At 33.8% G+C, this 23,452-nt stretch carries 17 protein-coding genes; 6 read left to right on the top strand and 11 right to left on the bottom strand.

Features of this window, described 5'->3' with window-relative positions; genetic code table 11:
* The first annotated feature begins 81 nt into the window (after window positions 1-81).
* From CSW08_RS08995 to CSW08_RS08985, 3 genes are all read left to right on the top strand, one after another.
* Window positions 82-1,398, top strand: coding sequence for an OmpA family protein (locus CSW08_RS08995; RefSeq protein WP_106659555.1), 1,317 nt, complete (start codon window positions 82-84; stop codon window positions 1,396-1,398).
* 5 nt (window positions 1,399-1,403) lie between these two features.
* Window positions 1,404-2,081 (top strand): TapB family protein, encoded by a 678-nt coding sequence (locus CSW08_RS08990; RefSeq protein ID WP_106659554.1) that lies wholly within the window; start codon window positions 1,404-1,406, stop codon window positions 2,079-2,081.
* A gap of 124 nt (window positions 2,082-2,205) precedes the next feature.
* Window positions 2,206-3,255 carry a nucleoid-associated protein gene (locus CSW08_RS08985; RefSeq protein WP_106659553.1) on the top strand — a complete coding sequence of 350 codons (1,050 nt, stop codon included), beginning with the start codon at window positions 2,206-2,208 and terminating at the stop codon, window positions 3,253-3,255.
* 11 nt (window positions 3,256-3,266) lie between these two features.
* On the opposite strand, the gene CSW08_RS08980 is transcribed toward CSW08_RS08985, so the two are convergent.
* The 6 genes from CSW08_RS08980 to CSW08_RS08955 all read right to left on the bottom strand — a co-directional run bounded on the left by CSW08_RS08980 (window position 3,267) and on the right by CSW08_RS08955 (window position 11,222).
* Entirely contained in the window at window positions 3,267-3,713 is a 447-nt protein-coding gene (locus CSW08_RS08980; protein ID WP_106659552.1) for a GNAT family N-acetyltransferase, read from the bottom strand.
* A 4-nt stretch (window positions 3,714-3,717) separates the two neighbouring features.
* Window positions 3,718-5,013: a phosphoribosylamine--glycine ligase gene (locus tag CSW08_RS08975; RefSeq protein WP_106659551.1), complete on the bottom strand. Its 1,296-nt coding sequence runs from the start codon at window positions 5,011-5,013 to the stop codon at window positions 3,718-3,720.
* Window positions 5,014-5,194: 181 nt separating this feature from the next.
* The gene (secDF, locus tag CSW08_RS08970; protein WP_106659550.1) at window positions 5,195-8,179 is read right to left on the bottom strand and encodes a protein translocase subunit SecDF; all 2,985 of its coding nucleotides are present in this window, start codon (window positions 8,177-8,179) and stop codon (window positions 5,195-5,197) included.
* A gap of 152 nt (window positions 8,180-8,331) precedes the next feature.
* The gene (locus CSW08_RS08965) at window positions 8,332-8,964 is read right to left on the bottom strand and encodes a hypothetical protein (RefSeq protein WP_106659549.1); all 633 of its coding nucleotides are present in this window, start codon (window positions 8,962-8,964) and stop codon (window positions 8,332-8,334) included.
* Between the two features lie 73 nt (window positions 8,965-9,037).
* Window positions 9,038-9,964 carry a malate dehydrogenase gene (mdh, locus tag CSW08_RS08960; protein ID WP_106659548.1) on the bottom strand — a complete coding sequence of 309 codons (927 nt, stop codon included), beginning with the start codon at window positions 9,962-9,964 and terminating at the stop codon, window positions 9,038-9,040.
* Between the two features lie 241 nt (window positions 9,965-10,205).
* Complete coding sequence (locus CSW08_RS08955; RefSeq protein WP_106659547.1) at window positions 10,206-11,222, bottom strand: DUF6588 family protein; 1,017 nt, start codon at window positions 11,220-11,222, stop codon at window positions 10,206-10,208.
* A gap of 205 nt (window positions 11,223-11,427) precedes the next feature.
* Here CSW08_RS08955 and CSW08_RS08950 point away from each other — a divergent pair, with 205 nt between their 5' ends.
* Window positions 11,428-12,201 (top strand): zinc metalloprotease, encoded by a 774-nt coding sequence (locus CSW08_RS08950; protein WP_106659546.1) that lies wholly within the window; start codon window positions 11,428-11,430, stop codon window positions 12,199-12,201.
* A gap of 9 nt (window positions 12,202-12,210) precedes the next feature.
* Here CSW08_RS08950 and CSW08_RS08945 read toward each other — a convergent pair whose 3' ends face one another.
* The 5 genes from CSW08_RS08945 to CSW08_RS08925 all read right to left on the bottom strand — a co-directional run bounded on the left by CSW08_RS08945 (window position 12,211) and on the right by CSW08_RS08925 (window position 19,668).
* Entirely contained in the window at window positions 12,211-13,401 is a 1,191-nt protein-coding gene (locus CSW08_RS08945) for a Gfo/Idh/MocA family protein (protein ID WP_106659545.1), read from the bottom strand.
* A gap of 49 nt (window positions 13,402-13,450) precedes the next feature.
* Window positions 13,451-14,779 carry a Gfo/Idh/MocA family protein gene (locus CSW08_RS08940; RefSeq protein WP_106659544.1) on the bottom strand — a complete coding sequence of 443 codons (1,329 nt, stop codon included), beginning with the start codon at window positions 14,777-14,779 and terminating at the stop codon, window positions 13,451-13,453.
* A 7-nt stretch (window positions 14,780-14,786) separates the two neighbouring features.
* Complete coding sequence (locus CSW08_RS08935) at window positions 14,787-16,190, bottom strand: 3-keto-disaccharide hydrolase (RefSeq protein ID WP_106659543.1); 1,404 nt, start codon at window positions 16,188-16,190, stop codon at window positions 14,787-14,789.
* A gap of 199 nt (window positions 16,191-16,389) precedes the next feature.
* Window positions 16,390-18,339, bottom strand: coding sequence for a DNA topoisomerase (ATP-hydrolyzing) subunit B (gyrB, locus tag CSW08_RS08930; protein WP_106659542.1), 1,950 nt, complete (start codon window positions 18,337-18,339; stop codon window positions 16,390-16,392).
* 312 nt (window positions 18,340-18,651) lie between these two features.
* On the bottom strand, window positions 18,652-19,668 hold the full coding sequence (locus tag CSW08_RS08925) for a dipeptide epimerase (RefSeq protein WP_106659541.1): 1,017 nt from the start codon (window positions 19,666-19,668) through the stop codon (window positions 18,652-18,654).
* Window positions 19,669-19,960: 292 nt separating this feature from the next.
* Between CSW08_RS08925 and CSW08_RS08920 the strand changes: the two genes are divergently transcribed.
* Together CSW08_RS08920 and CSW08_RS08915 are read left to right on the top strand one after the other, a co-directional pair.
* Entirely contained in the window at window positions 19,961-22,246 is a 2,286-nt protein-coding gene (locus CSW08_RS08920) for a hypothetical protein (protein WP_157831449.1), read from the top strand.
* 1 nt (window position 22,247) lies between these two features.
* Complete coding sequence (locus CSW08_RS08915) at window positions 22,248-23,249, top strand: OmpA family protein (RefSeq protein WP_106659539.1); 1,002 nt, start codon at window positions 22,248-22,250, stop codon at window positions 23,247-23,249.
* Window positions 23,250-23,452: the final 203 nt, after the last annotated feature.

Genomic DNA, 23,452 nt, shown 5'->3' with positions numbered 1-23,452 from the left:
TAACCCTTTCTTTATTTAAAACATTTTTGTTATTGATTAAGTAATTTTTATCTTTACAAAGCTATTAATCAATTTTTTACAATGAAAATTACAATTAAATCAATTCACTTCATTTGTCTTTTAAGTTTTATTTTATTTTCCATTCCAAAAGCAAATGCGCAGTTGCTTAAAAAACTTCAAAAGAAAGCTGAGGAAACTGTAGAACGTAAGTTAGAACAAAAGGTTGAGAAGGAAACCGAAAAGACAATGGATACTATTTTAAATCCTAATGAAAATCCTTCTACAGAAAAAATACCTCAAACCAATCCTAGCCCCAACAAGACCACTCCAAAAACCGGTAATGAACCAATTGATGCCGTTGAAAACTCAAACGTTTCTGATAATCTAGAAATTTATAGCAAATTTGATTTTGTCCCTGGTGATAAACTGTTGTTTTTTGATGATTTTTCGCAAGATTTTATTGGTGATTTCCCCAGTAGATGGAATACTAACGCCTCTGGAGAGGTTGTTAAATTCAACAAAGTTGAAGGTAACTGGTTTGAATTTAAGCCAGGATATGGTATTTATTTTATTCCAGATATAAAAAGCCTGCCTGAAGATTACACCATAGAATTTGATCTCTTAACAGAAGGTTTAAGTCAGCAAACCTCATCAAACGCTAGGTTAACGGTTTATTTTAGTGACAACAATTTGTTTGATGAAGGCGCACAACATTATGTTTCTGCATCCCTACCTTTTGGTCAATATGGCGCTTTTGATATTCGTATGTACAATAATTTTAATAGAAAACCAACTATCAATTCTTCTATCAAAGCAGACATCCGCAACGAAGTAAAAAACCAACCCCATATCGCTATATCGGTTACCAAAAATAGATACAGACTTTGGGTAAACGAAGTAAAGTATGTAGATGTCCCTAGGTTTGTAGAACAATTAAATGTTCTAAATTTTGTTAAATTTCATATCAATAATTTGAAAGATGGTGAAGAACGTATTTTTATAGGAAACTTAAAATTGGCTGAGGGCGGACAAGATTTAAGGCGTGAATTACTTAGTAACGGAAAAGTATCAACAAATGGTATTTTATTTGATTCTGGTTCGGCTAACATTCAACCACAATCTTACGGGATTATCCGTCAAATTTCCCAAGTCTTACAGCAAGATGGCACCATAAAGTTAAATATTGTTGGGCATACCGATTCTGACGGAAGCGAAGATGCCAATTTAAAACTTTCAAAAGCAAGAGCAGAAGCTGTAAAAAATGCACTTATAAAAGTTTATAGTGTTTCTTCCGATAAACTTCAAACGGATGGAAAAGGTGAAAGCACGCCAGTTGATGATAATAATACTCCCAATGGTAAAGCCCAAAACAGACGTGTAGAATTCATTAAAATATAAACTTTATGAAAACCAAAATCACTCTATTGGTTTTAATGCTTCTAGCAAGTATTACTACTATCTCCCAAAATGCTTGTAGTACCTATTATCCTTTTAAGGAAGGTGCTAAATTTCAAATAACAAGCTTTGATAAAAAAGGCAAAAAAGAAAGTGTTGTAGATTACGAAATTGTAAGCATTAAAAACAATGTGGCTACCATAAATACTAAAATCTCTGATGATAAAGGCAAAGAAGTTTCAACAGCAAGTTATGAAATGACTTGTGATGGGGATGGTATTTCAATTGATTTTAAATCTTTAATGAATCCAGAAATGCTTAAACAATATAAAGATATGGAAGTTGAGATGACTGGAACCAATATTGAATTACCAAATAACTTAAGCGTTGGGCAAAACTTAAAAGACGCTCAATTAAACATGGCTATAAATATGGGAGGTATTAAAATGAATATGAGCATTGATATGGTAGACAGAAAAGTAAATGCCAAAGAATCAGTAACTACTGCTGCTGGCACATTTGATTGTTTTGCATTAAGTTATAACACTGAAATGAAAATAGGCATAAAACAATCGTTCGAAATAAAAGAATGGATTTCAGAAGGTGTTGGAGCCGTTAAAAGCGAAACCTATAACAAAGGAGGAAAACTCTTGGGATATTCCGAGTTAACAAGCATTACCAAATAATCAAATTAACGACAACCAAATCTCAAGTCCCTAAATCTTGAGCGTCAAAGTTTCTACTTTGGCGTTCTTTTTTTACAGGTTTCTGTTTTGAAATTAGTACTATTGCAGTATTAAAAAACAGAACATGATTACTAGAAAAAACGCCTCTATTTCAAAATTCATTATCCATAAAGTTGGTAATAAATTCAACGATACCAAGAATGCCTTTTCAGAAAAAATAGTGGATTTTGATGAAGCCAGTTATAATTTAATGCTGCCTTTTTTGTTGCGTCCGTTTAGTAGTGTGGTACAGAGTTACCGCTTTAATCACCATGCAAACATTAGCTTAAACGAAATTAACAGTTATGCTAAGCAAATTTTTAGTGACGATGATGCCTTTGTTGACATTTCAAAACACGTTGTTACACATTTGTATGAACAATCTGCTTCTGCAAACATTAAAACCGGTGATGTTTTAATTGTTATGTTTGAGGGTATTGAATTTAATGAGATAACAACAAACGCTCTAGGAATATTTAAAATTGAGACTAAAGTCGATTTTTTTCAAACGTATTTAGAAAACAATAGTTACGATGTTTTAGTGCAAAAAGGCATCAGTTCTAAAAAAGTAGATAAAGGTTGTCTTATATTAAACCAAACAGATACCGAAGGCAATATTATTTTAAGCGTAGATAATAATAGTTACGATGCGCAATATTGGATAAACCAATTTTTGAACATTAAATATGCTGATGATGCCAATAGCCATACACAACAATATATTGAGCTCTGCAAAGAATTTTCTGCTGAAGTTTTAAAAACGAGTTATGGTGCCCAAGAGCAAAATACGTTTTTAGCCAAAACCATTGATTTTTTTAAAGAGAATGAGGTTGTTAATATTGAACGTTTTAAAGATGACGTTTTTCAAGAAGACAAACATAAAAGTCTATTCGACGATTACAAAAAGACGTTTGAAGGTGAACAAAACATCGTGATGCGAAATCAATTTGATGTTGCAGAGGCCGTTGTTAATAAAGAAAAGAAAAAGATTAAAACCGATATAAAATTAGATACCAATATTCAAATAAAACTTGATATTGATGCCCCAGAAGCTTCTAGCGAATATTTAGAACGCGGTTATGATGAAGATAAAAAAATGCATTACTACAAAGTGTATTTTAATGTGGAAGCCTAAATTCGAATATTCTAAATAGCATCAAAACAATAAAGGATTTCGTCTTGCCCTTCGTGACTGAGGGTTTTGACTTTTATAAAGCCGTTTTTAGTATAAAAACCATGAAGTCCTAAATCTTCAATGGTTAACCAATATTTTTGTTTGGGAAACTTATTTTTAAGATGTGATAACCAAATAGAACCTAAACTGTGTCCTCTTTTTTCTTCCAAAACATAGATAAATCCTAAATAGAGATACCCATTCTTGAACCAGGTACCGGCTTCTTCCTTGGCGTATAACATATCTGGAGGGCATTCTGAAAACACCAATCCACCAGCAATGGTTTCATCATTCTCTAAAAGCACATAACATTTAGTGGTGTTTTTGTATGTTTCCCAAAAAGGCAAAATACTTTCTTGCCAATCCTGAGGTAACATATTGAAAAATTGATTGTATGCTGTTATTTCCTTAAAGTCCATATCGTTATAGCAATCCCCAAGACCATAATTTATCCGAGTCTTCGCTCCATCTGTCACCAATATCTGTTCTATAATAGCTATTGTTAATAATGATGTTGCTTATTCGGTTATACATCATTTTTTGGGCATCTTTCATAGTCGTTCCTGTTCCCGTTACCAAAACAGCAATTCCTATATTACCTGTTATTAACCATTCGTCATTAATTTTCTTTAAGTGCATGGGGTGCACACCTTCTTTTCCGTTCTTTTTAAAAACCACAACAGCATCTTTAGAAAAAAGTCTGAATGCTTTTTTATCATCAAAAGGAAATGGCGGCACCACTATAAAAGCACCTACTTGAAATCCTTTTCTAACATTGATTTTAAACTTTTGTTTAGATGCCAGTTTATAAAACAACTCTCCAATAGGTTCTATAATACCTGCTCTTTGAATAAATATTTGCGGATAACCAAAGCGGGATGTAAACTCTAACGGATAAATACCGTTGCCGTTAACAATACAGTTGATATCTATATGCCCAATAAAATTATGTTTTGCTAAGGTATTTTGAAATTTCAAAAGTGTTGCTTCAAAAATAGGGGAATCTCTTGTCCAGAACATACTGGTTCCCATTTCGCCTGTAGAAACTCCCAATTCTTTTGGAAACAATTTTTTATGTTCAAACGTTATGTTTATGGGGTAAATAAATTCATCGCCATTAAAAAAAGCCGCTATGGAGATTTCTACGCCTTTAACTTTTCGTTGTAACTGGAAGTTTCCAAAATTATCGCCCCATGATTTTTCGTAAGCTTTTAAGACCCTAACAACGTCTAACCCTTCATCATCACTTCCAACAAATAATAATTGTTTTAATTCTTGGGTTTCTCCACAGGGTTTAAGTACATACGAATTGGGATTTTGCTCAATATAATTAATAGCGTCTTTAAACGAAACAAATTCTTTTGAGGGCAATACTTTTATTTTATGTTTCTGTAATTCCGCTTGGCCAAAGTTCCTGTCAAGCTCCAGGTTATCGGTATACTCTGTTCCACCAATAACCAGTTTACCGGCAGCTCTTAATTGAGTAGCTATTTTACCATAGCCCGTATAATCGAAAATAATCACATCGGCCCAATCGATATGCTCTTCCCATTTCGTGACTTTTTTCACAAAACCAAGACCAATTTCTCTTGAGGATTTATCTTCTATAAATAATTTAACCTCATTTCCTTCCAATAAGGTAGTGTATGCAATATCTAGGGATTCACCCCATCTTGAGATGAAAAGGAATTTTTTGCCTGAAGTTTGCTTTGTTTTCACTTGAAAAAAAGACTGATATTATTCATGATTAAGATGCCGATTTGGCGTTATAATTTATATGCGAATTTATGCAAATAACAGTTCTGTTATTCATTTGATATGCTAAATTTTAAAAAAAAATTTAGAAAAAAAAAGCCTATCAATTTTCGTGATAGGCTCTAATTAAAGAAAAAATTTTGAGTTAGTTTTTTTTCTTTTTCTCTTCTAATTTATTAATGGTGTCGTACATTATTGGCGATGCTATAAATAACGATGAATAGGTTCCTACAACAATACCTACTATTAATGCAAACATAAATCCTCTAATGGATTCACCACCAAAGATAAAGATGGTTAATAATACTACCAATGTGGTTAATGATGTATTTAAAGTTCGACTTAGTGTACTACTTAATGATACATCAACAATTTTTTGGAAATTCCAGGTTGTGTGTTCATTTAGGTATTCCCTCACTCTATCAAAAACAATAACCGTGTCATTTAATGAATATCCAATTACTGTAAGGATAGCAGCTATAAATGCTTGGTCTATCTCCATACTAAAGGGCATAAACTTATAGGTCAAAGAGAAAACACCTAATACAATTAATACATCATGAAATACCGCTGCAACAGCTCCTAAAGAGAATTGCCACTTTTTGAAACGTAATAAAATATAAAGAAATACGACGATCAACGACCCAAATATGGCCCAAAAAGAGGCTTGTTTTATATCGTCAGCAATTGTTGGGCTTACTTTAAAAGACTGCATCAGTCCCACTGTTTTAGTTTCTGCATCACTGATAAAATCGTCATAAGTAATTCCAGTTAAATAAGGCTGTAGCACGGTGTATAATTTGTTTCTGATTTCCTCATCTACTTCCGAACTGGTTTCATCTATTTTATACTTAGTTGTTATTTTTAATTGATTGGCAGTTCCAAATGTTTTCGCATCAGCACTTCCAAAGGCATCAGAAAGCACCTTTGATATTTCTGTAGGGCTCACATCTTGTGCAAAGCGTACCTGATATGTTCTTCCTCCCACAAAATCGACACCTTGATCTAAACTATTGGTGATTAAAGATCCTAAACTTACTAGTATAAATATACTAGAAATGATATAAGCTACTTTTCGTTTCTTTAAAAACTCAATATTTATATTTCTGAAAAGGTTTTTGGTAACTGGTGTTGAAAACTCTAGTTTTCCACCTTTATTTACATACCAATCGACTAATAGTCTTGTAATAAATATGGCCGTAAACAATGATGTTACAATACCTATTAATAAGGTAGTAGCAAATCCTTTAATAGGCCCCGTTCCAAAAATAAATAAAATTAATGCGGTTAAACCTGTCGTGATATTAGCATCTAAAATTGAAGACAAGGCGTTACTAAACCCATCTTGAATGGCTTCTTTTTTTCCTTTGCCTTTTGCCAATTCTTCCCTGATACGTTCAAAGATGATGACATTCGCATCAACGGACATCCCTATAGTAAGTACAATACCAGCAATACCCGGCAATGTTAACACGGCTCCCAATCCAGAAAGCACACCAAAAATCAAGACAATATTAAATACCATGGCTATGTCAGCAAAACCACCTGCTTTGCCATAGTAAACAATCATCCATATTAATACTAATACTAAGGCTATCATAAAAGATGTTGTTCCACTATCAATGGACTCTTGACCTAAAGATGGTCCTACAACTTCGCTAGCAATAATTTCTGCGCGAGCGGGTAATTTACCGGCGCGTAATACATTTGCTAAATCTATGGCTTCGTTTAATGTAAAGTTTCCTGAAATTTCAGAGCTTCCTCCAGATATTGGTCCAGTTGTTACGCCTGGTGCAGAATAAACCACATTATCTAAAACAATGGCAATCTGACTTCCTTGAGAAAAAGCTTTCCCTGTCATTTCCTCCCAAATCTTAGCCCCTTTTGAATTCATTTGCATGGATACTGCTGGATTTCCTGTTGGTCCAAATACATTTCTGGCATCAACAACAACGGCGCCACTTAACTCTGGTATATTATCTCTATTTCCTGCAAGCGCATACAAATCTACAATCTCACTATTTTCTTCTGGTTTACCAAAAACAAACTTAACGTAGCGTTGCTCCGCTGGAAGCAATGCCCTTACTTGAGGCATATTTAAGTATTTTAGAACAGTCTCTTTATCTTTAATTTCAAATCTTCCAACTACTGGCCCTCCTTGGTAACCCATTCCTCTCCATAAATCAACTAATGGATTATTAGATGCATTTGCTGTAGAATCTACACTGGTTTCTCCTAAAAGATCATCAATCTTAGAATCTTGAGCATTTTCATCACCTTCACTTTCAACTTCAGAATTTTCTGTATCAACATCAACAATTTCTTTTAAAACCTCATTGGCTTCTTGAATAAACGGTAAAAATTGTTCTCCTCTATAAGCATCCCAAAATTCCAATTGTGCGGTACTTTGCAATAAGGTTGAAGCACGCTCAATATCTTTTACACCTGGCAATTCAACCAAAATACGCCCAGAATTACCTAAACGCTGGATGTTTGGAGACGTTACACCAAACTCATCAATACGCTTACGTAATACTTCAAAAGCAGAAGTGATTGATTCATCAATTTTCGTTGTAATAACGCTTTTAACTTCATCATCAGACATATTTCCAACAATCTCGCCATCTAATTCTTTGGTGTAAAATATATCTGGAGACGCCAGTTTAGTATCCCCTTTAATCTTATCAAAAGCGATAAAGAAATCTTCTAAATATGTATTTTGACTATTCTTTTGAAGTTCACTAGCATCATCTAATGCTTTGTTGAATACTGGGCTTTTAGTATTATTTGCCAATCCTTTTAAAATATCTTTTACTGATATTTGTAAAATAACATTGATACCTCCTTTTAAATCCAACCCAAGATTCATTGCCTTTTGCTTCACCTCATCATAGGTGTATTTTGCAACACCCATATTAAATACGGTATCTTTAGAAATAGATTCTAAATAACTTGCTTCATCGTTACTTCGCTTTTCCCTATAGTCTGCTTCGGTATTTGGAATTTTACTTATTGCAATCGCTTCCGCATTGTTCTCTATTTGATTTGCTTTAAACGTGAATGATAATTGGTAAATACTTACCAAACCAAACAAAATCGCAAACAATTTTACTAGTCCTTTATTTTGCATTATTTAATTATTTTTTGGTCAAATTTTTTAATCGAGCAAATATAGAATTTACCGATGATTTGACAATTATTTTTTATGATTATAAATGATTATTAATAGCTTTCAAATGACCTATGAAAGCTAATATAATTAGCTGTTTTTTTATTTATAAACTAGCTATGGTTTTGAAACCTAATAACTAACGGCCCAGCTCTACCATCGGGAATTTTATTTGAAGTAATATTTATAGCAATGGCACTATTTTTTCGGAATTTATAGGTTTGATTTAAAACGCTCTCCAAATCATTATAGCCTATTTCTGTATTAAATACTAATAGGTTAGGAATAAAAAATCGAATGTTCTCCGATTTAAGTTCTATAGCATATTTTCCGCCCTCAAAACCCGCATCCTGCTTTTTAAGCTCAAAAACATCAATATCATAAGCGCTTGGATTGTTTTTGGAAGGCGATTTAGATGATTTGTTATCTTGGCTAGAGGAAATGTAACCAAGTTCTATATCTTTTTCTCTGGAAAGTAATTTTTTTATACTGGCAACATCTGTATCACTGTAATAGGTAATCTTTAAACTTCCGCCTTTTTGAGATTCTTTTACATGAATATTATTCGCGCCAATTGTTAGCAATTGCTTTTTTACGATAGCAATAGCATTTTGAGCCTCGTCTGATGTTACCCCATCATTAGTAAACCGCAAAACGATTTCCTGATTTGGCAAACAAACTTGCTGCTGACTGGCAATACCAATCAAGCCAATTACCACCAATAAAATGCACCATTTCAATTTCATGCGCCAAATATAAAAAAATAAAGACTGCTTGCTAGCAGTCTTTAAACAAAAATAAATTAAAAGCTATTGAATATTATAATTCCAATAATTCATTTACGTTTTGAACACCATCGGCACTCTCTTTCATATTAGCAATTTCAGCATCATTAAGTTTGATGTTTATAATGTCTTCAATACCATTTTTACCTAAAACAACTGGTACACCAAGGCAAATATCATTAAAACCATACTCACCTTCTAACATTGCTGAACAAGGAAATACTTTTTTGGTATCGCAAGCAATAGCTTGAACCATTGCAGAAACCGCAGCCCCAGGCGCGTACCATGCAGAAGTACCTAATAATTTGGTAAGTGTTGCTCCTCCAACTTTAGTGTCCTCCAATACTTGATTTAATCTTTCTTCAGATAAAAATTCTGAAACAGGCACGCCATTTCTTGTAGCCAAACGTGTTAAAGGAATCATTCCCGTATCACTGTGCCCACCAATTACCATTCCATCAACATCACTAATGGGGCCTCCAATAGCTTCTGCTAATCTGTACTTAAAACGAGCAGAATCTAAAGCACCACCCATACCTATAATTTTATGTTTGGGCAAATTGGTTGATTTATGAACTAAATACGCCATAGTATCCATAGGATTACTTACAACGATTATGATTGTATTTGGAGAATATTGTATTAAACTAGATGAAACTGTTTTTACAATCCCCGCATTAATACCAATTAATTCTTCGCGAGTCATTCCAGGTTTTCGAGGTATACCTGAAGTAATAACACAAACATCACTATCTGCTGTTTTGCTGTAATCATTTGTAATCCCTGTGATTTTTGTGCCAAACCCATTTAAGGATGCGGTTTGCATTAAATCCATGGCTTTACCTTCTGCATATCCTTCTTTAATGTCTAACAAAACGACTTCGGAAGCAAAATCCTTAATAGCAATATATTCCGCACAACTTGCACCTACTGCTCCTGCACCAACTACTGTAATTTTCATAAGTTTATTATTTTAAAAAGTTCTATTGTATATAAATTTTAACCAAAAATGGGATTTATTTTTAACCTAAAATATGATTTTTGTTTGGTTATATTAACGTACAAAATCATGTAGCACAAAAGTATAAATTAAAATGGTCTTAAAAAAAAAGTGCGGGATTAAATCCCGCACTTTTCTAACATCCAACTAATAACTAAAAATAAACTAATTCAAACAACTAATATATGACTCTTTAAATATTTTATCTAAATCCGAAATTTACACCTACTGAAAAAGCATTAAATTCGGCTATATGGTATTCGGCATTTAATCTAAAAAAACCTAATTTTAGTTTTGTACCAAGCGTGCCTCTTACTCCAGACACCTCGCTTGAAACTGAAAACGGGTCTACTATATCTTCAGAAGTTACAATGCCATTTGACACTCTGTAAGTTCCTAACAAATCTGATTCTGATTTTCCTTTGATAAAACCAACACCACCATAAAAATTAATTACTGGCAATTTGGTTGATGCTATCATTTGAAACAACCAGGTGTTTGTATCAGTTTCCAAACGTTGATTTTCACCATCTACACCAGAGGATTCATCTAAATTATATGAACCGTCTAAATGTGTATAAGCAACCAATCCAGATATGGCGACAGGTAATATTTTATCTGCCGGTAACCATTTTGTAACTTCAAACTGCAAACCTGCCCCATACATACTTAAAGACACGTCGTCGGTTTTTATTTTGGGTACAAATCGCGCCTTTAATTCAATGCCTTTACTAAGACCTAAAGCACCTTGAATGAATGCCGTAGGAATTAAATTTATATTTTCTGAACCAATACCACTTGGTAAGGTAATTTGTTCTGTTTGTTGACCAAAAATGGGATCATCATACGATATTAAAACATCTATATCGGGATTGTTCTCGCCTAATAACGTTGAAACCGTTTGCGAATTTGGCCCTTGAACAAATTGCACATTATTGTACAAATCTGTGTTCATCAAGAATGATTTGTGTTCGTTTTTTACGGAGGCTGCGTTTGCAATAATAGAAATTTCAAAACCTCCCAAAGGCTTAGCATCCGCCGAATTAAACCAATTGGAATTCATACTATACATTAACCCATTAGTTCCCGGTGCTAAATAATCATTGGCGAAACGCTGAGCATCATCTACACCAGCAGCCAGCAAGGCATCTAAATCATTTTGAGCCTTTGAAGAAATAGTGGCTATAAACAATAATAATAGTAAGACTATTTTTTTCATTCTTTAATAAATTTGGTTATACAAATATATACAAAAAACGACTCAAAACAACTTTTTATCTAAAAAAAATGCATTTTATCGATATTTTTATGATTTTTAACAATTAGTATAGGAAAATTATCAGAGACCATAATTGGTAAATGATTATTAACTTATAACAATATTTAATAAAAGTATGTAGTTTAGCAAACAGATAATCTTAACTATGAAATTCAAAGTTTTAGTAACTTTTCTATTTATATTATTCATTCTACAATCCTGTAGTAAAGATGACATTGATAATGTTGCAAATGGCATAAATAAAATTGGCAACAAACAAGTTACAGGAAGTTCTGCCAATGATATACTTTCTGATACGAAATTTAAAAGTATTATAATTGAACTAGTTTATGTAGAAGGTTTTGAACCCACAGCAAATACTATTGACAATTTTAAAAACTTTATAAACGCAACATCTTACAAACCTAACGGTATAACTGTTGATAAAAGAGCTATTTCATCCCTAGGAAACACAGAATACACCATTGAAGAAATTGCGGATATTGAAGAAACTAACAGAACAAAATACAATAATGGTGAACAAATTGCTTTGTGGGTATTTTTTACCGATGGAAAGTCTGATAAAGATGATAGCGAAACTGTTGTTTTAGGAACTGCTTATAGAAATACATCTTTTGTTATTTTTGAAGAAACATTACAAAATTCAAGCAATAATAGCTTTCAACCAAACAGAACTTTATTAGAAACTACTGTTGTAAATCATGAATTTGGTCATTTATTGGGACTTACCAATTTTGGAACAGATTTACAATCGTCACACGAAGACCCCGAACACTCAAGACACTGTAATGTATCTAGTTGTTTAATGTATTGGGAAGCTGTATCTCCCTCTGGATTATATAATATTATGAATGGAAATTCACCTCCACAACTAGACGCTCAATGCATTGCAGATTTACAGGCTAACGGCGGTAAATAAGTTTGTCTTTTAAAAATTATAGTCCTCTTTCCAATATTCAATTGTATTATTATACATAGCATCAAGAGACATTTGAACCGCAATAGCAGTATGGGCTCCCGTATATAAATTTGAAATGGGTTGATCATTGTTTATAATAGCATCTCTAAAATCTATTAAAGCTTGCTTGCTAGGGTCTAAATGAGATACATTAATAAGCTTTCCGTTGGCATTTGAATAGTTTTGCGATGTTGCTCCAGAGACTCCATCAATATCGTTAAATTCCTTTTTACCTTTTTCTTCATAATAAACCCAAGCCTCTTCTGTCCCTATTATAATAGTGCCCATACTTCCCTGAACTTTAATTTGATAATCGTTTAGAGAATTGCTTGTCAAGCATTTAAAGGTCGCTTTAACACCACTAGGATATTCATATAATAAATATATATTATCATACGTCTCTCTACCATCTTTCCAAAAATCAATACCTCCTGTGCCCATGATTTTTTTAGGATTCTCTCCAAGAACCCAACTCACAAAATCAATTTGATGTGAACATAATTCTGCCACTAATCCTCCTGAATATTCTTTGTACATTCTCCAATTTATAACCCGTTCTAAAGCAGGATCGGATACAGGTCTACGCCAATTTCCATTTCTATTCCATTGGCACTCAAAGCTGGCTATGTCTCCTATTTCACCACTTTTAATAAGGTCTACAATATGCTTATATAGTTTAGAACTATGGTATTGATGACCTGTTTGAAAAATTAGGTTGGAATTTGAAACCTTACTAACAAGTGCATCTATTCCTTTTAGGCCTTTAGCCATTGTTTTTTCACAATAAACATGTTTACCAGCATCAACGGCATCAATTGCTATTTGAGCATGTGTATTAAAAGGGGTTGCTATAAGTACAGCATCTATTTCTTTATCATCTAAAAGATCTTTATAATTGATATAAGATTTAGCCCTATTATTTGTTTTTGATAGACCATTTTTTAATCTAAAATCCAATATATCACAAACAGCAAAAACATCTATTCCATCAATGTCATTGAGTATTGATATAAGACCTGATCCTCTGTCTCCAGTACCTATAACTCCTATTTTAATCGTTTTATTAAGAGTAGTGTTAGAAATAACACCAAAAACTGAAGTTGCAGAAATAACACTTACGGATAATAATGCACTTTTAGTTAAAAATTCTTTCCTTTTCATTTTTAATAAATATATCTCAATCTAGGGTTCCAATTTAAAATTGTCCCATTTATAATTTTGGTTCCCAACCATTCTCGTATTCTCTTTTCCAATATGTCATAGCTTCATCATCATTTTTTATTTTGCCCGAGACAGCATCAATATAAATAGTTCTTTTTACGTCTTGGGAAATATTCCCTAAATGGCACATTTGCGTGCTTATGCTAGCATCATCAATTGGTGCATTTTGTTTTTTGTTCAATCGGATAGCATCAAAAAAGTTTGCTATATGGTATAAATCCAAAGCACCGGCGCCAACAGTATTTATAGTATCACTTTTAGCTTTTTCTTCGACGGTTTTGATGAGTTTTCCATCCAATCCGAAAAGCTTATATTCATTACGACTTAGTGTAATAACACCTTTACTTCCATAGATTGTAGTACCTCGATCTGGTTGATTTGGTTGAATCAAACCACGACTATTCCCCGTCCATGTAATAAACTTTCCATCACTATAATTGAACGTTGCTTGTTGATTATCTGTAAATTCCCAATCATCATCATAGGTAAACTTACCTCCAAAGGAAGTCACACTATCGGGCATTCCTAATCCCATAGCCCATCTACAAACATCGATTTCATGGGTACCATTATTATGTATTTCTCCTGTACCCCATTTTCTAAACCAATGCCAATTATAGGTATGTATATTATCTTTATATTTTTGCCTTGGAGCCGGACCTTGCCAAAGTTCCCAATCTAATGTAGAAGGCACTTCAATCTCTTTACCTATTCCTATGGAGCCTCTATTGTTCGAATAATACGCTTCGCCTTTATAAACATCTCCTATAATGCCGTCTTTTATTTCTTGTACTGCCAAAATACTGGATTCTGCCGAGCGTTGCTGATTCCCCATTTGCACCACTTTTCCATATTTCTTTTGCGCTGCCACAAGTAATTCATTTTCGTGTGGGTTGTGGCTACAAGGTTTTTCTACATACACATGTTTTCCTGCTTGCAGTGCCATAATAGCCATGGGTGCATGCCAATGTTCTGGTGTGGCAATAAATACGGCATCAACATCTTTATCATCCAATATCTTTCTAAAATCCTTTTCTACTTTAGGAATGTAGCCAATGGTTCTTTCTAAATATTTATTGTTTTTATCGATGATTAAATCATCAACATCACAAGTATAAATAATTTTAGCATTGGGGTAATTATTTATCCCTGTAGTCAAGGCTTTAGCTCTACCATTAACCCCAATGACAGCGACATTTAAACGGTCGTTTGAACCAAGAATACTGGCATAACCCATTTCCGGCAAAATGCCTATTCCTAATGTTGCTATGCCTCCTAGTGCTGATTTTTTTATGAATTCCCTTCTATTTGATGCCATAATATATTTAATTAAATTCTCTTATTTTTATACTTCTGTAATGAACGGTATTTCCATGGTCTTGCAATAAAATGGAACCACTTGCCCATTGTCCAAAACCCGGCCATGTCTTGTATTTACTATTTGCCACAAGTGCTCGGAACATTTGGGAAAACCGATCATACTCAACGACTTTCTCATTATTTAACCAATGTTCAACTTGACCGCCTCTAACAATTATTTTCGCTTTATTCCACGTTCCTACACCTTTAAATTGTTTCGGGCGATTAGGCGATGAAAGTCCTTCAGCAGGCATTAAATCGTACAGAGAACCTATAGTTCTATTTCCATTAACACCAGCTTTAGCGTCTGGATGCTTTTCATCATCTAATATTTGAAATTCACATCCAATGGCAGAGCCTGGGCCTTTGTTTAAATCGGCATCGACAAAATATTTTATACCACTATTAGCACCTTCGGTAATTTTAAATTCCAATTCCAATTCAAAACTGCTAAAAAGATCTTCTGTAACAATATCTCCTGGACCGGTAGCTTCACCACCATCAGTTGCTAAAATTGTTAACTCACCATCGTTTATTTGCCAACCTGATTTCGGAAAACTGTTAGCTCTAGCACTTCTCCAGCCTGTAGTTGTTTTACCATCCCATAACAAACGCCAACCTTTTCTTTTTTCGTTAGGCGTTATTTGATTGACCAAATAACTCACCTCAACAACTTCGGGGTCTAATGCCATGCGTTCGGTTTCTAAATTAGTAGTTTTAATTCTTATGTTCTTCCACTTAATTTCTTTATCCGCAAGGCTTTTATCACCACCAACGCTATGCACTTGCAAACCTATAAATCCGGAAGATGTAATATCATCAACCAAATTTGCGCATTCCACACCGTTAATCCATGTTCTAATGGAATTGCCAATGGCTTCAATTCTACAGCTATTCCAAACCCCATTTTGAAAAGCCTTAGCCCCTTTTTTATTTATTGACAACGGATATAACCAACCTCTTCTTTGTTCATCATAAATACCTCCACTAAATCCTCTGGCACTGGGATCTATTTCAAACTGGTACCCATGAACCGTCCCTTCCCTATAATCTTTCATACTATTAGACCTGAACTGTACTCCCGAATTAATTTCTGGACTCACCATAACTTCAAACTCAAGAATAAAATCGGAATAATGTTTATCAGTACATAAAAAACTATTGGGTGTATTTAATTTTGTTTTTCCAATAATTTCCCCGTTTTCAACTTTGTATTCTGCATTACCGTTAATTTGCTTCCAACCATCCAGATTTTTACCATTAAAAAGGGAAACCCATCCTTCGTTTTCAGATTGAGAATTTACATCAAGACTAATAAATGTGACAAGAATCGTGATGATAAAAAGGTGCCTTAATTTAAACTGTATCATAATTATTTTAATATTATTTCTAAATTTTTAGGAATGTGTAAATTATAAATTTAATCGCAAAACATTGTGGAAATAATAAAATAATATCCCTTTTTTGCATTATTGTCAGCAAACAATATCGAACAAGAAAAAACCGTTAACAAATTTTCATATTGCTAACGGTTTTCTTTAATAAATTCAAAGAAAGTCTTAAAAACTTTTACGCATCAATATTCGCGTAAATAGCGTTCTTTTCTATAAAATCCCTACGAGGCGGCACTTCATCGCCCATAAGCATAGAGAAAATCCTATCGGCTTCGATACCATTATCTATCTGTACCAAACGCATGGTTCTAAATTCAGGATTCATGGTAGTATCCCATAATTGTTCAGCATTCATCTCACCAAGACCTTTGTAACGCTGTATATTAACACTTCCTCCAAATTCCTCAGCAATGGCATCACGTTCCTTATCACTCCAAGCATATGATTTTTTATTCCCTTTCTTAACCAAGTATAAAGGTGGTGTGGCAATATAAATATGCCCACCTTCAATTAATTCTTTCATGTATCTAAAAAAGAATGTCAAAATTAAGGTGGCAATGTGACTACCATCTATATCGGCATCACACATAATCACCACTTTGTGGTATCTTAATTTAGACAGGTTAAGTGCTTTACTATCTTCTTCTGTTCCAATAGTCACACCTAAAGCCGTGAAAATATTTTTAATCTCTTCGTTTTCAAATACTTTGTGAACCATGGCCTTTTCAACATTTAGAATCTTACCTCTTAATGGAAGAATGGCTTGAAACGCTCTATCTCGACCTTGTTTTGCTGTACCCCCTGCAGAATCTCCCTCAACAAGAAACACTTCGCATTTTGAAGGGTCTTGCTCTGAACAATCACTTAGTTTTCCAGGTAAACCACCAATGCTCATAACGGTTTTACGCTGAACCATCTCACGGGCTTTTTGGGCTGCATGACGTGCTTGCGCTGCCAACATAACTTTTTGAACAATGATTCTGGCATCGTCTGGATGTTCTTCCAAATAATCGGTCAACATTTCAGATACAGCTTGACTTACAGATGCAGAAACTTCCCTATTTCCTAACTTCGTTTTTGTTTGGCCTTCAAATTGTGGCTCTTGAACTTTTACCGAAATGATGGCTGTTAAACCTTCACGGAAATCATCTCCAGCAATTTCAAATTTTAGGTTTTTCAATAAGCCAGATTCATCGGCATATTTTTTTAATGTCATGGTTAAACCACGACGGAAACCTGCTAAATGTGTACCACCTTCGTGTGTATTGATGTTATTAACATACGAGTGTAGATTTTCAGCATAAGATGTATTATAAATCATAGCCACCTCAACAGGAACGCCATTTTTCTCACCTTCAAAAGCGATGACGTCTTTCATTAAAGGTTCTCTGTTTCCATCTAAAAACTTTATAAATTCTTTCAAACCTTCATCTGAATGGAAAGTTTCTCCTTCAAAAGTACCATCATCTTTTTTGCTTCTTTTATCAACAAGATGAATGGTTATACCTTTATTCAAAAAGGACAACTCACGCATTCTACTTGCCAAAGTATCATAGCTATACTCTAAGGTTTGAGTGAAAATAGTTTGGTCTGGTCTAAAAGTAATTGTTGTGCCTCGCTTATCCGTTTCACCAATTTGCTTCACTGGATACATGGCTTTTCCGCGCTCGTATTCTTGCTCATAAACTTTTCCATCCCTGTAAACGGTTGCTCTTAAGTGCTCTGATAAGGCATTCACACAACTGACGCCTACTCCATGCAAACCACCAGACACTTTATAAGAATCTTTATCAAACTTACCACCAGCACCAATTTTGGTCATTACAACTTCTAATGCCGATACGCCTTCCTTTTTATGCAAATCCACTGGGATACCACGACCATCATCTTCAGTGGTCACAGAATTATCTTCGTTTATGGTGACTGTAATATTGTTACAATGTCCGGCAAGTGCTTCATCGATTGAGTTATCTACAACCTCATACACCAAGTGGTGAAGTCCTCTCGTCCCAATATCCCCAATATACATAGATGGACGCATACGTACATGCTCCATGCCTTCTAAAGCCTGAATACTATCTGCCGAATAATTGTGCTTGTTAAATTCTTCTTTTGCTTCGCTCATATTAATATTTTAAATAAAATTTTAGTCTGGTTTATGTCATAAAAAAAAGATGCTTGACGCATCCTTCTGAATACATACAAATATACGAAATTTAAAAGTGATTTAAAAGTATTTCATCGATTTACCTTTATAATTATCAACATTTGTTAATTACTTGAAAATGTCTTAAATCGTCTAAAAAGTGGCTTAAAATGAATTTTGACTGTTTTTTTGTCTGTTTATGAAGCGAGCTTTAGACAAAATGTCTTAAATCGCATATTTCTAATTTTACAAACCTAAAATTAGAATAAAAATGATATAAATAATACCCAATTAAAGCATTTTTGCACCTGAACCATTTCCTTGGGAAAAGACGATTTTTCCATTTTCAAAACATATCCCCTCTGCGATATCTTTTTTTAATAACATGGCGCCGTCGGCATCAATGTAATCGAGCAAACCGGCTAGTTGCGTTAGATTTGAAATTCCTATGGAAGATTCAGTCATACAACCAGCCATGACCAACAAATCATAGTCTCGAGCTTTTTTTATCATTTCCAGAGCAGGCGTAATACCACCACATTTCATCAATTTTATATTAATGCCGTGAAAAACTTCTGCACATGCTGCAACATCGTCCATTCTTTGGCAACTTTCATCTGCAATAATGGGAAGTTCGCTCCTTTCTTTTAAAAGTTTCATCCCTTGCCAATCATCTGCTTTCAATGGTTGCTCGATAAACTCCACATTCAAATGCTTTAGTGCTTCAATGTTTCTTAACGTTTCTTCAGCCGTCCAACTGGCATTGGCATCTATTCTGAATACGGAATTCGTTATTTTTCGTAACGACTTTATTATCTCTACATCGTGCTCAGTTCCTAATTTTATTTTATAAATCGGCCATGGTTTTTCAAGGATTTTGACTTTCATATTTTCAATAGAATCAATGCCAATGGTATAATTTGTCAATGGTAATTTTTCTGTTTGATTATCAAAAAAACTCCTAAATGTTCTATTGTGAATTTTAGCATATAAATCCCAGTAGGCGCAATCTATAGCACAAAGTGTAAAATAATCATCCACAAGAAAAGGCTCTAAATCTTGCCAAAAATCATTGGGATGTTTGACATTAAAATTCTTAATAAATGATGCCACTTTTTTAATGGAGTCCTCAATTTTATCAACGGTGCTGTTATAATACGGATTCACTGTTGCTTCACCATAACCTATAAAATCACCATGACTCATGCTAATAATCACGGTGCTTTGCGTTTTTACTGTATACCTTGAAATGGTAAAAGGATGTCTTAAAGGAAGCTTATAATGTTTAGAGGTTACTGTTAATGCCATGCTGTAAATATAATAAAGTTAGGGGCTGATAAACATTCTGAATAAACATTTACCCTCATTATGCATATTATATTCTTTTTAAATATTATAACAGCTGCACTCAAAGAATATATAGCATCATGCATCCAAATTATATAAAAAGGTTGGAGGGCCACACCCCGCTAAACTATGAATCATAAATCATACGTAAACCTTTACGGGTAATATTTAATTCTTCTGGGTCAACATAAGGCATCCACCCTGTTTAACTTTATATCATGTTTACTTTATTTTTAACAAAAACAGAATAATTATGAATAAAATATTTACTATATGTGTTTTGACCATGATGTTTACCGGTGTCAACTTGAATGCTCAAAGAAAAGATATAACAGTCACATTGCAACCTACCGCTACTTATACTTGGTTTGATAACAATACTGCCATAGAAGACGGTGTCATGTTTGGAGGCAGACTAGGTTTTGGATTTGGAGAGGCTATTGAACTAAAAGTTGTTTATGAAAAATCAAATGACTTAAGGAATACAGTGAGCGATATTGGTGCCTTTTCAGAAGATTTCATAAACAATTTTAATAATAGAAATGTTGATATTGAACGTATAGGAGGTGAATTTAAGGCTAATATCCCAACGCGAGGCATGTTTGTACCATACTTAACATTAGGAGGAGGGGTACAAACGCTTACTTTTGATATAGCAGCAGTCGACGCTCCAAGAAATGAACAAGAATCAAAACAAATTTATGCGAACATAGGTATAGGCACCCAACTAAGACTTGGCAAAAGGCTTTTCCTGAATTTAGAAGCAAAAAATACTGTTTTTAATATGAACCCTGCCTCTGTTTTATACCAAGAAGGGCAAGATCAAAGCGAAATTGAAAATTGGCTTGGAGATAATACTACAAATAGAATGTACAACTGGTCTGTATTGGCGGGTTTACAACTTTATTTGGGAGGCCGTGAGCCAGGAGAGATGAGTGACTTGGATAAAGCTTATTACAATAAATTCTCCGGTGGCTCCAGTGGATTTAAGTTAATCATAGAACCTGTTGGCGCATATATCAATTTTGATGATGATACCAATTTGGCAGATGCTTATTTTATTGGTGGCAAAGTTGGTTTTGATTTAAATCAATATGTGGGTTTGCGGGGTTACTATTATCAAGCAACCAAAAATGAAAAAATTTCTACCGATTGGGAAGATATGGCCATGTATGGTGGCGATTTTATAGCTAAATTAAATGTATCTCGTGGATTGGTTCCATACATTAACTTAGGTGGAGGTTACTTAAATGTGTATGACACTTATGTTGGCAAAGATGGCGTAGCTAGCGCATCGTCAGGATATTTTGCAAAAGGCGGTATCGGATTAAATGTACCTGTCAGTAGAAATTTTGAAATTTTCGGCGATGCCAATATGATGTTTACTTCTGAACGAGCAGATAATGATCTTGAAAACACTATTTCACCCGACGAGCTCAGAAAACATACCATGTTTACAGTGGGAGTTCGCTTTCAATTAGGAAAAAAAGCTGATGATACCGATGAAATTTTAGAAAGAAGAATAGACAATCGAGTAGATGAGAGAACGGAAATTTATCAAGATAGGATCGATAGTTTAGAATCTCAATTGGTTGATGCATATAAAAATAATGACACAGAAAAAGCAGTTGCAATTATTGAAAAGAAAAAAGATATAGAACGTGAAAAAGATGGCATGAGTGAAGATACTAAATCTAATTCCACCACTACAGAAAAAGGATCTAGAGTTGAAATGACACCTAAAGAACTTGAAGATCTTATTCAAAAAGTTATTCAAGGGGTTGATGAAGAATCGCTTAAACCACAAACAACTGAAGATAGAATAGATCGCTTAGAACGATTGTTGTTAGAAATAAATACAGGAACTTATAAACAGAATATGGCCCCTGCACGTCAAGAAGATGCTTCTCAACAAATTTTAAATAAATTAAATGAGTTGGAAACAAAAATTGATGAGAATACTGATAGGATTAATAACTTAGGTAATAATGAAAACAATCAGGATAAAACTTTAATTATTGCTCCTGGTCAACAAACTAATGTACCAAATGTCCCGATGACTAGGCCAACAGAAACACAAATAATTACTGATAATGATGGCAACACAACTGTTAAAACGCAAGATGGAAATAATGGCGTCGCTACAGGCTGGGTTATAAACGAAGGCATGTCTATATTTACTGGATTCGTGGTAGCTGATGAGGCGTCCATGATTATTGGGATAAGAGGCAACTATGCATTTACAAATTCGCCTTTCAAATTTATGCCAGACTTATACTTAGCTCCGGGAAAAAGTACTGGATTTGGAATCAATGCAAACGTGGTGATTCCATTTGATGTAAATGCGGGCATTATTTTACAACCATATGCTGGACTAGGTCTTGGTTATAATAATGCTGTGGGAGAAAGTACTTTTAGTCCCAACTTAGTTTTGGGCACTACTTTTAACCTACTAGGTGGTAAACTATTCGCAGATTATACAGCTCACAACTTTGTAGATATTCACAGAATATCCGTAGGTTATAAATTTCAATTTTAATATGATGTTACATTTAAACACAATAAATAAATTTTTAATAGTATTTTCTTTATGTACTGTATTGCCAGCGAGTCTTTTTGCACAAAGTGAAAATACTACTACTAAAGAAAGTACTATTGTAATGACAGAAGCGGAACTAAAATCTTTTTTGAGTACCATCGCTGATGCTAGACGAGCACAACTTGAAAAAAAGGAAAAAGAAAGGATGAAACAAGATTTAGCCGAATTAAGATTAAAATATAATGAACAATCAGTAATTGATACGAGGTATAATGGTATTTCAAATCAGCAAATAGTAAGAGAATTAAATTATTTGAACCAAAGAATCGATGATTTAAGTTCCAATAATAATACGTCACCATCTATGGGTAGTGGTAGTAGAGATAATTCCACCATTATAATGCCTAGCAACTCGAGCCCTAGTCCTGTTTATCCTCAGACTGAGAGAAACACAAGAACATTTGTTTCTAGCAACAATAACAAAATACAAGAGTTACAAAACCAAATTGATTCGCTAAAGAATGTAGAATCCAACAAAACCATTAAAAATAATAGTTCTTTGGCAGATAGCTTGGATAATGTGACTATAAGGTTAAAAAGTTTAAGACAACATTTAGACAGTTTGGAAACAAAAATGATGAATAGGGATAAGATGGCTAAAGAGGTTGAGTCTCCTGAAAATAGGACTTATTTTAAACAACAAGTATATTTTGACAACAATTCAGCAACATTAAATGCCAACTATTTTATGCAGATTCAAGAGTTAACGCAAATTTTAGTTAAATATCCTGAAGCAAAAGTATTGTTAGAAGGATGGGCAAGCCCCGTTGGGAATAGCAATTATAATAAACAACTTTCTATGCGCAGAGCGGAAGAGGTAGAAAAGGAATTCATTAGTAAAGGAATAGATCCAACTAAAATACTTACCTCTTTTAGAGGCGAGGACAATTCCTCCTCAGAACAACATGCCCGTCGTGTAGATATGTCTATAATTGTGAAATAATATATCAAATTTTAATTTGCCCCCGTTTTATTGGGGGCAAACTTATTTATATACATCTCATAATATAAGCCTATACCTTAGGGAATGTTCAAAAGTAAGCGTAACTATTGATTAACGTACCTATGAGCAAACAAACAAGATATAAACTTGTTGAAATCTAAAAATTTTATTTGCTTTTTTTACAAATTCTACAATACAAAACA

The organism is Confluentibacter flavum (assembly GCF_002843175.1).
In the GTDB taxonomy this organism is placed as follows: Bacteria; Bacteroidota; Bacteroidia; order Flavobacteriales; family Flavobacteriaceae; genus Confluentibacter; species Confluentibacter flavum.
The sequence above is the reverse complement of the archived record's forward strand: the minus strand, read 5'-3'. Positions and strand labels throughout refer to the sequence as shown.